The following is an 11,330-nucleotide window of genomic DNA, read 5'->3' as shown; positions in this document are numbered from 1 at the left end:
ACGTCGGGCCCGAGTACTGCGGCGCTGGGTACTGTTCGGCGGCGGGCGAGCGATTCGGCTGATCGCTCAGCGCAGCCTGCCGGCCGCGACGAGGTCATCGAACAACAGCTGATCGACCGGCGGCACCCGACCACGGTCGCGATAATCGAACCAGGCGACCTCTTCGATTTCACTGCTCGCCGCGATCGTGCCATCGAACTCGGCGGTGTAGCAGCTCATTCGCACCACCGCACCGCTGTAGGGTCCATGCAATGGCGCCTCGTAAGTGCCGACATGCACAACGGTCTCCGGGAGCAGCGCAACGGTGAGTTCCTCCTCGATCTCACGCACCAGTGTCTGCAGATCGGTCTCGGCCCCCTCCCGCTTACCACCCGGAATGTAAAAGATCCCCTTCCCACGAGGCCGCGCACACAGGATGCGACCGTCCTGGATCAACACCCACGCAACCGTATCGATCAGCTGCCCCACTCGCCCATCCACCACCGCCGCAGCCTAATACGAACCCCGCCTCCCGCCGGCCAGACACAGCAACTACCAATCCGCATCCCGATCTGAACCACAACAGTCGGTGCCGCCCCCACTGACGCACCCATTCGCCTCGACACCAGCTTCCGAGCCAACCCAGACCGACCGGGCCACCCAAACCCCGGGGTGCCGCACGTCCCTGCTTGCGTGCCCACTCGCCACGACAACAGTTTTCGAGCGTAGCGAGATCGAGCACTAGAGTTCGCGGCCGGCTCGCGTCCGAGGGGCAAATGCGATCCTGCGACGAAGTCGCGAGCATTTGCCCCTCGGACGCGAGCCAGAGGGGCCGCGAACACGCCGCGCCAGCGGCCAAAATTTCAGCCGAAGATCCGGCTGCGGTGGGTAGCCCGACCGCTATCTCGAGCATCCCGATCGTGGTCGCCGTGATGACGCCGAGCGACGCTATGTTTACCGCGCCTCTGGTGACTTGCGGGCGGTCAGCCTGCGCAGCGCCGCACGCAGACCGGCCGACTCGTCATCACTGATCCGGTCGACGAAGTGGCTGAGCACCAGATCTGAACGACCACCGGCGCAAAGCGCCTCGAGCATGAGCTGGGCACTGTGTTCCTCCCTGGTGAGCGTCGGCCAATATCGATACGCCTTGCCGGAACGCTCCCGCGCCAGCCAGCCCTTGCGATGCAAGTTGTCCATGGTCGACATGACTGTGGTGTAGGCGATATCGCGCTCGGCTGCCAATTCATCGAATACTTCGCGGACCGTTGTGGTCTCCTCGTCCCGATCCCAGATGCGATCCATGATGACCGACTCGAGGTCCCCGAATCCACGCACCGTTCCGACTCCCTCATCGCTTACTGGCCCTACTGTCGTCCCAGGGTACCGGGCGGCGCCGGTTCCTACGTAGGTAGGCCGTAGATTTTCGGCTCGCCGCACCTGTCGGACCCCTATGCGAACATATGTTCGTGTCCGACTCCTCGCCCGCCCGTCATTCCCGCAGGCCGCGGATTACCGCGCGGGCCGAAGCGTCGATCCTGCATGCCGATCTCGACTCGTTCTATGCCTCCGTCGAACAGCGTGACGAGCCGCGGTTGCGCGGCCGCCCGGTTATCGTCGGTGGCGGTGTCGTACTCGCGGCCAGCTATGAGGCGAAGGCGCTCGGTGTGCGCACCCCGATGAACGGCCGCGCCGCCCTGCGCCTGTGTCCCGACGCGATCGTGGTGCGGCCGCGCATGTCCGCCTACGCCGAGGCGAGCAAGGCGGTATTCGAGGTGTTCGCCAACACCACCCCGGTGGTCGAGGGCATCTCGATCGACGAGGCATTCCTCGATGTCGGCGGCCTGCGCCGGATCGCGGGCGAGCCCGTAGAGATCGCGCAGCGGCTGCGCGCCGAGGTACGCGACCAGGTCGGCCTGCCCATTTCCGTCGGTATCGCCCGTACCAAATTTCTCGCAAAGGTCGCCAGTGCCGTCGCCAAACCTGACGGGCTGCGCCTGGTGCCGCCGGACGGCGAACTCGCCTTCCTGCACCCACTGCCGGTCGAAAGGCTGTGGGGCGTAGGCGAAGTCACTTCCCGAACCCTGCACGAACACGACATCACCCGCGTCGGCCAACTCGCCGAACTCGGCGAACCGCTGTTGCGTTCCATCCTCGGCCCCGCCGCCGCCCGGCATCTCTACGCGCTGTCCTGGGCCCGCGACCCGCGCCGCGTCGAAACCGGCCGCCGGCGCCGTTCCATCGGCGCCCAACGCGCCCTCGGTCGCCACCCGCGTGAGCCAGCGGAAATCGAGGCATACCTGCACAGCCTCACTGATCGCCTCGGCCGCCGCCTACGCGCAGCCGACCGGTTTTGTCGAACTGTGGTGCTACGCATGCGTTTCGACGATTTCACCCGCGCCACCCGCTCACACACAATGCCCGAAGCGACCGATCACACCGAGACAATCCTGCGCGCCGCCCGCACCCTGCTCGCCACCGCCATGCCGACGATCCAGCAACGCGGCCTCACCCTCGTCGGCCTGGCCCTCACCAACCTCGACAACGCCGACGCGGTCCAACTGACCCTGCCACTCGAACCCCGCGCGACCAACACCCTCGACTCCACCCTCGACGACCTCCGCCAACGCTTCGGCTCCACCGCCGTCACCCGCGCCGCCCTCATCAACCGCGGCGAAGGCATCTCGGTCCCGCTACTACCGGATTGACGATCGCACCTAATGGGACGGCCGCACCTAATGGGACGCAGAAACAGTCGGTGGCGCACCAACCCCCATACGCACCCACTCGCCTCGACACCAGGTTTCGAGCGAAGCAAGACCGAGCACTAGAGTTCGCGGCGCCGCAGGCGCTGCCAAACAAACACAGCACCTAACTGTCGAGCCGCGTGAATGGAATGGTGACCGCAAACGGGCTTTCCAGGATCGCGGTTTCCTGATGGGTATCGACCAGCCGATAAACACGGGTAGCCCAGTCGAGGCGGTACTCCTGAATCAGTTTGACGTACAAGTTCGCATCGAGATGCACCACCAGGTAGACCGGAATGCCCTCGTACGCGTACTCGGCCAGCTTGTCGATGGTGTCGGAATAGACCGATCCAGGCGCGACCACCTCGACGACAAGTAGCGCGTCAGCGGTCATCAGCTTCGTCCCACGTTCGACACATCGGTAAACGGTTACGTCAGGTCGGCGAAATGAGAAAGCACCGCCCCGCTTTCGGCGCCGGGTGAAATGCACATCGACATCGGTCGATACCCGAGTGCACGGATCCGATGGCTTCACCGCCTCGAGCTGATTGGCCAGCCGGCGCGCAACATCGCTGTGTTCAGCGGATCCGCTTTGGCACCGGATGACATTGCCATCGATGACCTCGATCAGCTTACGCAAATCATCCGGCAGCAGGTCGTACTCGGCCTCCGACATCTCCAGTGCCCCTGGATCGTCAGCCCATACCGGTAGAACACTCACTGGAAGCCTCACTCGGGACTAGGGCTATCGGCCACCGGACATGCTACGCCGCGGCACAGCATGACCGATGTGCCCGAGGTTTCGCCTTACAACCGTTCGATAATGGTGGCGTTGGCGAGGCCACCTGCTTCGCACATGGTTTGCAGGGCGTAGCGGCCGCCGGTCTGCTCGAGGTGGTTGACCATGGTGGCCAGGATGCGGGTCCCCGAGGCGCCGAGGGGGTGGCCGAGGGCGATGGCGCCGCCTCGAGGATTGAGTTTGGCCGGGTCGGCGTTGAGATCGTGTTGCCAGACCAGCGGGACGGGGGCGAATGCCTCATTCACTTCGTAGGCGTCGATATCGTCGATGGTGAGCCCGGCCTTGGCCAGCACCTTGCGAGTCGCGGGGATGACGGCGGTCAACATCAGCAGCGGGTCGTCGCCGGTGACTGCGAAGGAGTGGAAGCGGGCGCGCGGACGCAGGCCGAGCGCGGTGGCCTTTTCCTCGCTCATGATCAGTGTGGCCGAGGCGCCGTCGGTAAGTGGCGAGGAGTTGCCGGGCGTGATCGACCAGCGGATCTCCGGGAACCGCGCCTCGAACTCCGCGTCGGCGAAGGCCGGGCGCAAACCGGCCAGCCCCTCGACGGTGGTGCTTGCCCGGATCGTCTCGTCGGCGCTCAACGTTCCCGCCGAGACGAGTTCACTGTCGAACCCGCCCGCCGCGGCGGTCTCGGAGGCCAGCCGATGCGAACGGGCGGCGAAGGCGTCCAGCTCCTCCCGATCCAGCTTCCAGCGCTGGGTGATGATCTCGGCCGAGATGCCCTGTCCGATAAGACCTTCCGGAAAGCGATGGGCCAGCGGACCTCGATTCGGGTCCTTGCCTTGCGCACTGGAGAACATCGGCACCCGGCTCATCGACTCCACACCGCAGGCGATCGCGATGTCGTAGGCGCCAGCGACCACGCCTTGCGCCGCGAAGTGCGCCGCCTGCTGACTCGACCCGCATTGGCGGTCTACCGTTGTCGCGGGCACCGATTCCGGGAACCCGGCCGCCAGCACTGCGGTTCGCGAAATGTTGAACGCCTGCTCACCGCTCTGAGTGACGCAGCCGCCGATGACATCGTCGACCAGTGCCGGGTCGAGATCGTTGCGCTCCACGAGGGTCCGTAGCACATCCGACAGCAGCGTCGCGGGGTGAACTTCCGACAGTCCGCCACCGGGCTTCCCCTTCCCGGAAGGCGTGCGCACTACGTCGACAATGACTGCGGAAGTCATGGCTGCTCCTTGTTCGAATCGGCACCGCCGCGTGAACGGTCATTAACTTATAACATCATGCACGGCACCGCCGCCACCCTCCCCGCATCCGCCTGTCCATCAGCCGAAGGATCAATGGCGTGAATGGCCGAGTCGTGCAGCGGAGAGATAGGTTTTCGCGTGTACGTGAATTCAGATGATGAATAGTCGAGAACGAATAAGTTCAGCCCGCACGGTCGTCACCGAATTCTTGCGCGAAGAAATCGACCCCGACGAGCATCGCGAAGTATTCGATGACGATATCCTGCTCTTGGCAATATTTAGCCTCGACGTCGAAGACACGGATTGGATTCTGGCTCAGATAGCAAACACTCAATGGCGTCGCGAGTTGCGGGAGCAGCTTGTATTGATGCTTCGGAAGCATCGCACCGAGGGACGGGCGGCACTCCTACAGGAAGTCCCCGACGAACCCCCGAGCGACGACCCGCCAACGCGCGCCAGATGAGGGACCGCCAACGAGATCCGTTGACGCACTGATCTATACACTTGTCTGCGCAGACGCGAAGCGAAGGGATCGTAGGGTGGGATCAGCTGTCACGCAGGTCGACGGTGCAATACTTGCGGAGGTGCCGGAGACCGCGCTGCTGACGTTGCGGTGTCGCGCCTGCGAAGCCGTGCGGCCGGATTCGCCGTTCACCGACTCCCTGGCAGTCCAGGTCTACGACACCATCGACTACCCATTCGAGCGCTTCGGCAGACCGTCGCAGCTACACGCACTGCGGGCATTGGCTTTCGACGCCGCGATCACGGACTTCGTGACCCGCCATCATGGCGCAACAGTCGTCGCACTCGGCGAGGGACTGCAAACCACCTACTGGCGGCTGAACAATCCCGCCATCAAGCAGTGGGTATCGGTCGATCTGCCCGAAATGATCGCCCTGCGTGAGGAATTACTGCCGCGCGAGGACAATATCGAGAATCTCACCATGTCCGCGCTCGACCGGACCTGGATGGACCGTGTCGACGCTGACCATGGGGTGTTCATCAGCGCGGAGGGCTTGTTCCCCTACCTTGATCGCGCCGATGTCTTCGCACTCATCGCCGACTGCGCCCGACGATTCCCCGGGGGCCAATTGATGTTCGACAGTGTCCCGCGCTGGGTGGGCAAGCGATCCGCGATGAGGCTCACGGCACCGGGCGGCGACCACGTCATGCCGCACGTTCCCTTCCATCTTTCGGCGGCCGAGGCATTGCTCATACCGTCGCAGATTTACGCAGTTGCCGCCGCCACCGAGATCACCACGGCACCCGGCCGTGGCCTGTGGGCAAAAACGTCCGCAGCACTGTCGTCTCGAATCCCTTATCTGGCGAACCTCCGCACGTCCATCACTCTTCTCGATTTCGAACACTCATACTGACGGGCATCAGTATCGCCCAGCGACATGATTGACGGTGAGCCCAGCGAATAGGCCCGGCACACAGTTCGACGGGCAGCAGCCCGTGTCGCACACAGGTGCCATGAACACGTCGAGAATGCTCGGGCGGTGAGGTCCGGGGCGGACACATCCCGGACCCCACCCGATCGGCAGTTCGAGGGTCACGAAGACCGTTCGCGCGAAGCCTGATATGTCGATTGTGAACCAAACACAGCCTGAACAGCGCCGTTTGGTGTTACAAGGCGGTGAAGATCCATGTTCGCGCGAGCAACTCGCCGCGGGCCGGGACAGTGGCTACGGCGATGCCGAGGCTCCCGTCTTCGGGGTTGGTGCCGGTCAGTGTGAAGTAGTCGCCGGTGGCGAGCGCTTGCAGTATCTCGGCGTGATGGTCGGCCTCAAACACGATGGCCAGGTCCACGTGTGTGGGACGTTTCCATTCGATGGTCAGTCGCACGAGTCCGCCGCCGGCAGTTACTGCGGACCAGTCGATGTCGATGTCGATGTCGGCGGTGGGTGAGGTCGTGGTCACGGTGCCGAGCAGGTCCTGCACGTCGGGGCGTGCAGACAGATCGACCACGACCAGCACGTCGTCGGTGTCGCCGAGGAAGTCTTTTGAGATCGGTCAACGCCTGCCCAGGTTCGAGTCCGGTCGCGGTCAGTGCGTGGCCGGTCAGGAACAGGAACGCCAACGCCAATTGCGGTGTTTCTGGGACGACGTCGGTCAGCAGCAGCACCGGGTCCTGTCCGGCCAGACGGGCGCGAACGAACCGCTGCAGCTGCTTCATCATCGGCGCCAACCGGCTGAAAACAGGGTGGCCGGTAGAGGTCGGCGAAGGTGTTGTAGAGCGGGTCGCAGGCGTGGGGCCCGCTTGGATGTACCGAGAGTAACGATCACTCCGCTGATCTGGGCTTTTTGTGCTGGTTGGCGTTGAAGCGCGCTTTCTTCTGACGATTCCCGCACGTGTTCATGTCACACCATTTGCGGGTGCGGCTTTGGCTGGTGTCGAAGAAGGCGGCTTGGCAGGTTGGTGATGCGCACAAGGCCAATTTTCCGTCTCGTTCGCCTGCGACGATGCTGATCGCGTCGGCGGCGATCACGCTGAGGGCATCTTCCACGCAGGAAGCCGAGCTGAGCCGCCATTGCCGCTTACCCTCCGGCGTCAGGATCGCTGCGGCCCGACCCTGAGCGCTGCGGTCATTGATGACTTGGACAGCCGATGCAGGGAGAGCGTCCTGGATCGCAGCCGCTGTCGCGGCGAGGTGAATCGACTCCCTCAGTTCCCGAGCGAGGTCGAGCTGGGCAGTGGTGCAGGAGTCCACGGCGAGGCCGTTCACTGCCAGCCAGTCGACGAGTCGGTGCGGCGTGGGAATGCGCTCCACAGCGTTGCCACGCCGCTCCGTCAGAGTCGCCGTGAAGCTGGTCGCTAGCACATTACCGAGGCGGAAGTCAGGGAACCCAGCACGCATGGAACCACCTTAGGGGGTTGCAGCGTGGCTCGGAGAACTGTTAGAACCTTCTTAGACGGTTCGCGACAGGTCGTAGCCGGTTCCACGATGACCAGGAGGTCTCATGCCCCGCCTAGCCAGCGACGTGCAAGCATTTGAAGCCCACGCAGCTGACGCTGACCTCGACGATCTGCGCGCGCGATTAGCCGCGGCGCGGTTACCAGAGGCTGAGACGGTCTATCGCGCCGCGCCCGACCCTCGCCGATGGGAACAGGGCGTTCCTCTCGCCGACCTCGTCGGTGTCGTGAACTACTGGCGCACCGGGTACAACTGGCGGTCGTTCGAAGAGCGCCTTAACTGGATCGGCCAGTTCCGCACGACCATTGATGATCTGGGAATCCACTTCCTGCACCGCCGATCCGCGCGCGCAGATGCCACTCCTCTGATCTTGACGCACGGCTGGCCAGGCAGCATTGTTGAGTTCATCGATGTAGTAGACGAGCTGGCAGATCCGAAAGATGCAGACGCGCCAGCGTTCCACGTCGTGGTCCCCTCGCTACCAGGCTTCGGTTACAGCGACAAGCCGGCCACCACCGGGTGGGGAACCGAAAAGATCGCGGCCGCATGGGTGGAACTGATGGGACGGCTCGGCTACAGCAAGTTCGCAGCCCACGGCGGCGACTGGGGAGGTAATATCACCACGGTCCTCGGCGGCAGGTTCCCGGCGCACGTTCTCGGCATCCACACAACGTTCGCGGAGGCACCGCCCGGGTTGACAACGGACGGGCTGACGGCGGTCGAGCGCAAGTGGACCGAGGAAACCCGCGATTTCTGGCGCCACCGCGCGGCGTACGCGAAGCAGCAGGCGACCCGACCGCAGACCATCGGCTACTCGCTCGTCGACTCACCGGTCGGGCTTCTTGCCTGGATCCTTGACAAGTTCGCCGAGTGGTCGGACACCGAAGATAGCCCGTTCGAGACGATTTCCAGAGACAGAATTCTTGACGACGTCACCCTGTATTGGCTGACGCGGACCGGCGCATCGGCGGCCCGCATTTACTACGAAAGCCACAACTCGGTCGATCCCGAACTTCGGGTCGACGTCCCGTCGGCAATCACTATGTATCCCCGTGACATCGAGAAGTGTCCGCGCCCCTGGGCGCAGGAGCGGTACCGACAGATCGTCCGATGGAGGTCGCCCGAAACCGGGGGACATTTCCCGTCGCTGGAGGTTCCCGAGTATTTCGTCAACGACCTGCAAGAGGGCCTCGCGGCAGTGCTAGCCGCCAATCGGTGAACGCGGCTGGGTGCCGGCACTCGATCACCGCCTGATCCGGCTCGAGGCGTTGCCCGACGGCTTCCGGACCGAGGTCATCGAGACGGTAGAACGTGGTCAGGCAGGGCGCGGCGTAGGAGGCGGCCCGAGTGCCGGAGTTCGTGGAGGTCCCAACCGGTTCCGGGCCCGGCTACCGCGGTGGCGGCGGCGAGCAGGTCGCGGGCTGGTCGTAGGACAGTCGCGCCAGCCCGGTATCCGGGCACACGTCACGGTCGGTGAGGTACTCGCCGGGTCTGGGCCGGCGGTGGGTGACGAACAGCGGACCCTGGGTGCGGTCCTTGATCAGGCGGGGCAGTAGCCGAGCGGTGCCGGCGTCCCAGCAGCGGTCTCCAGCACGTGTTCGTGGCGGGCCGGGCGCGCGTCCTCATCAGCCACGATCATTCGGTCAATGACCGAATGTGCACAAAGCCTGCCGTGCAAGACTGGGCCGCGTGACTGGAGACGGATCGCTGATCTCGAACGTGTCCGACACCGCTCGCTGGGTCGCGGCATACCGCGCCGCGGAATCGGCGCGACCGAACGCACTGTTCCATGACCCGCTGGCCGATCGACTGGCCGGGGTGCGTGGGCGCTCCATGGCCGCCGCGGCGCCTCGGGTGATGCGCAACGGCTGGCCGGTGGTCACGCGGACCAGGCTGATCGACGACCTCGTGATGACCGCGATCCGGGAGGGATGCGATCGAATCCTGAATCTCGCCGCCGGACTCGATACCCGCCCCTACCGCCTGGAGTTGCCCGCCGATTTCGTGTGGGTGGAGGCCGACCTGCCGAAGTTGACAGCCGAGAAGGACGACGCGCTCGCGGCTCAAACCCCGCACTGCGCACTCATCCGTCGTGGCGTCGACCTCGCCGATCCGGTCGCCCGCGAGAAGTTCCTCGATGAGGCGCTCGGCTCCATCGGCCCTGCGGAAGCCTCCGCATCGAAGGCGCTGGTGCTTACCGAGGGCCTGCTGATGTACCTCGATGAACACACCGTCGCCGGTATCGCTCAGGCCCTCGTTCGACCCGAGATCGCCTGGTGGCTGGCCGATCTCACGGTTGGCATGAAGCGCACGCACAGCAACACCTCGATGTTCGTGAACGCGCCGCTGCGATTCGAGCCTGCCAACGGCGTCGCTTTCTTCGAAGATCTCGGCTGGCATCCGCTGGAAATCGAACACTTGCTGGTTAATGCGCGCAAGTTCGGTCGCGCACCTTGGTTCCTGCGCCTGGCCAGCTACCTGCCGCGGCCTGATCCCCGCAAGCTGGGGGCGACCCCGTGGTCCGGCGTGGTCCGCATGCGGCACCACGATTGAGCGGTGAATCGCGCGCCGCGTCGAGCAATCTGGGCGAACCTGCCACGGCGGGTGCGCTCACGGACGTAGCATCCGAGCGTGGCCGACTCGAATCGTTCCACCCCACTGCGGGTTCTGGTGTACAGCAACGACGCCGACACCCGGCGCCAGATCATGCTGGCGTTGGGTAGTCATCCGCACCCTGAGCTACCCGGACTCGAGTACCTCGAGGTCGCTACCGCGCCGGTGGTGATCGACCAGATGGACGCGGGCGGTATCGACCTGGCCATCCTGGACGGCGAGGCGGCGCCCGCGGGCGGGCTCGGCATCGCCAAGCAGCTGAAGGACGAGATCGACCGGTGCCCACCGGTTCTCGTGCTCACCGGCCGACCCGACGACGCCTGGCTGGCCAATTGGTCGCGCGCCGAGGCCGCGGTCGCGCATCCGATCGATCCGATCCGGCTCACCGAAGCCGTTGTCACGCTGCTGCGGAGTCGATCCGCAGCCTGACGGATTCCCACCGCATGCTGACTGAACAACGGGGATAGGCCCCGTATTTTTCGTGCGCCGATTGTCACGTGACGTGCGCCGATTACCCCCGTTTAGGTCATGAATCGCAGTAGCGAATGCGATCAAACACCCGGTCGAATCCAGGTTCACCCTGTCGTAACAGTTGTAATGTGTGCCCTAGCTCACAAGGGTGCGGTATGAAACCTACCGCGTCAGGGCTCCCCCAGCTCACCCAACCCGCTCACAAGGAGGGGAAGTGCAGTTGTGAATATCGAAATGCCGACGCTCGTGCTCGGCGCGATCGGCGCCGCGTTCGCGGTGTTCTCCATCGTGATGGCTGCCGTCATCGGCCCCAAGCGTCACAACCGGGCCAAACTCGAGGCGTACGAATGCGGGATCGAGCCGACTCCCCATGCCATTGCGGGCGGGCCGGGAAACGCTACTGGACAGCGCTTTCCGGTGAAGTACTACCTAACCGCGATGCTGTTCATCATCTTTGACATCGAGATCGTGTTCCTCTACCCGTGGGCCATCCACTTCGATGCGCTCGGTCTCTTCGGTCTCGCCGCAATGGCGCTGTTCATCTTCAACGTCTCCGTCGCCTACGCCTACGAATGGCGGCGCGGCGGGCTCAGCTGGGACTGATCGCGCC

14 protein-coding genes are annotated in these 11,330 nt (G+C 64.5%); 7 read left to right on the top strand and 7 right to left on the bottom strand.

All coding sequences use genetic code 11. The annotated features are described in order from the left end of the window. Positions 1-66: 66 nt before the first annotated feature. The gene (locus LKE06_RS16220; RefSeq protein WP_227999877.1) at positions 67-483 is read right to left on the bottom strand and encodes an NUDIX hydrolase; all 417 of its coding nucleotides are present in this window, start codon (positions 481-483) and stop codon (positions 67-69) included. A 450-nt stretch (positions 484-933) separates the two neighbouring features. Further along, positions 934-1,314, bottom strand: a complete 381-nt coding sequence (locus LKE06_RS16215; protein ID WP_227999875.1) for a BlaI/MecI/CopY family transcriptional regulator — start codon at positions 1,312-1,314, stop codon at positions 934-936. Between the two features lie 125 nt (positions 1,315-1,439). On the opposite strand from LKE06_RS16215, the gene dinB reads away from it, so the two are divergent. Continuing rightward, positions 1,440-2,684, top strand: coding sequence for a DNA polymerase IV (gene dinB / locus LKE06_RS16210; protein WP_227999873.1), 1,245 nt, complete (start codon positions 1,440-1,442; stop codon positions 2,682-2,684). 163 nt (positions 2,685-2,847) lie between these two features. Here the strand turns inward: dinB and LKE06_RS16205 are convergent, their stop codons facing one another. The 3 genes from LKE06_RS16205 to LKE06_RS16195 form a co-directional block, all read right to left on the bottom strand. Then, positions 2,848-3,444, bottom strand: coding sequence for a Uma2 family endonuclease (locus LKE06_RS16205; RefSeq protein WP_227999872.1), 597 nt, complete (start codon positions 3,442-3,444; stop codon positions 2,848-2,850). Positions 3,445-3,530: 86 nt separating this feature from the next. Beyond that, entirely contained in the window at positions 3,531-4,697 is a 1,167-nt protein-coding gene (locus tag LKE06_RS16200; RefSeq protein WP_227999871.1) for a thiolase family protein, read from the bottom strand. Between the two features lie 202 nt (positions 4,698-4,899). Continuing rightward, positions 4,900-5,100: a hypothetical protein gene (locus LKE06_RS16195; RefSeq protein ID WP_227999866.1), complete on the bottom strand. Its 201-nt coding sequence runs from the start codon at positions 5,098-5,100 to the stop codon at positions 4,900-4,902. A gap of 157 nt (positions 5,101-5,257) precedes the next feature. On the opposite strand from LKE06_RS16195, the gene LKE06_RS16190 reads away from it, so the two are divergent. Beyond that, positions 5,258-6,094: a class I SAM-dependent methyltransferase gene (locus tag LKE06_RS16190; protein WP_227999864.1), complete on the top strand. Its 837-nt coding sequence runs from the start codon at positions 5,258-5,260 to the stop codon at positions 6,092-6,094. Positions 6,095-6,347: 253 nt separating this feature from the next. Here the strand turns inward: LKE06_RS16190 and LKE06_RS16185 are convergent, their stop codons facing one another. Further along, positions 6,348-6,689, bottom strand: coding sequence for a hypothetical protein (locus tag LKE06_RS16185; RefSeq protein WP_227999862.1), 342 nt, complete (start codon positions 6,687-6,689; stop codon positions 6,348-6,350). A 314-nt stretch (positions 6,690-7,003) separates the two neighbouring features. Next, on the bottom strand, positions 7,004-7,579 hold the full coding sequence (locus LKE06_RS16180; RefSeq protein WP_227999861.1) for a CGNR zinc finger domain-containing protein: 576 nt from the start codon (positions 7,577-7,579) through the stop codon (positions 7,004-7,006). Positions 7,580-7,682: 103 nt separating this feature from the next. Here LKE06_RS16180 and LKE06_RS16175 point away from each other — a divergent pair, with 103 nt between their 5' ends. The 5 genes from LKE06_RS16175 to LKE06_RS16155 all read left to right on the top strand — a co-directional run bounded on the left by LKE06_RS16175 (position 7,683) and on the right by LKE06_RS16155 (position 11,323). Next, positions 7,683-8,855: an epoxide hydrolase family protein gene (locus tag LKE06_RS16175; protein ID WP_227999859.1), complete on the top strand. Its 1,173-nt coding sequence runs from the start codon at positions 7,683-7,685 to the stop codon at positions 8,853-8,855. 10 nt (positions 8,856-8,865) lie between these two features. Further along, the gene (locus LKE06_RS16170) at positions 8,866-9,192 is read left to right on the top strand and encodes a hypothetical protein (RefSeq protein ID WP_227999857.1); all 327 of its coding nucleotides are present in this window, start codon (positions 8,866-8,868) and stop codon (positions 9,190-9,192) included. Positions 9,193-9,325: 133 nt separating this feature from the next. Continuing rightward, complete coding sequence (locus tag LKE06_RS16165; protein ID WP_227999853.1) at positions 9,326-10,189, top strand: class I SAM-dependent methyltransferase; 864 nt, start codon at positions 9,326-9,328, stop codon at positions 10,187-10,189. Positions 10,190-10,267: 78 nt separating this feature from the next. Beyond that, the gene (locus tag LKE06_RS16160; protein ID WP_443678130.1) at positions 10,268-10,678 is read left to right on the top strand and encodes an Rv3143 family two-component system response regulator; all 411 of its coding nucleotides are present in this window, start codon (positions 10,268-10,270) and stop codon (positions 10,676-10,678) included. A gap of 276 nt (positions 10,679-10,954) precedes the next feature. Beyond that, a complete protein-coding gene (locus LKE06_RS16155) occupies positions 10,955-11,323 on the top strand; it encodes an NADH-quinone oxidoreductase subunit A (RefSeq protein ID WP_255649342.1) in 369 nt (122 codons plus the stop codon). Positions 11,324-11,330: the final 7 nt, after the last annotated feature.

Source organism: Nocardia australiensis (assembly GCF_020733705.1).
GTDB classification, from domain to species: Bacteria; Actinomycetota; Actinomycetes; order Mycobacteriales; family Mycobacteriaceae; genus Nocardia; species Nocardia australiensis.
The sequence above is the reverse complement of the archived record's forward strand: the minus strand, read 5'-3'. Positions and strand labels throughout refer to the sequence as shown.

Bases quoted from the DNA above. Each gene is read 5' to 3' on its own strand.
- LKE06_RS16200 (WP_227999871.1), bottom strand. From the start codon at position 4,697: ATGACTTCCGCAGTCATTGTCGACGTAGTGCGCACGCCTTCCGGGAAG.
- LKE06_RS16155 (WP_255649342.1), top strand. From the start codon at position 10,955: ATGCCGACGCTCGTGCTCGGCGCGATCGGCGCCGCGTTCGCGGTGTTC.
- LKE06_RS16175 (WP_227999859.1), top strand. From the start codon at position 7,683: ATGCCCCGCCTAGCCAGCGACGTGCAAGCATTTGAAGCCCACGCAGCT.
- LKE06_RS16195 (WP_227999866.1), bottom strand. From the start codon at position 5,100: ATGCTTCCGAAGCATCAATACAAGCTGCTCCCGCAACTCGCGACGCCA.
- dinB (WP_227999873.1), top strand. From the start codon at position 1,440: ATGTTCGTGTCCGACTCCTCGCCCGCCCGTCATTCCCGCAGGCCGCGG.
- LKE06_RS16180 (WP_227999861.1), bottom strand. From the start codon at position 7,579: ATGCGTGCTGGGTTCCCTGACTTCCGCCTCGGTAATGTGCTAGCGACC.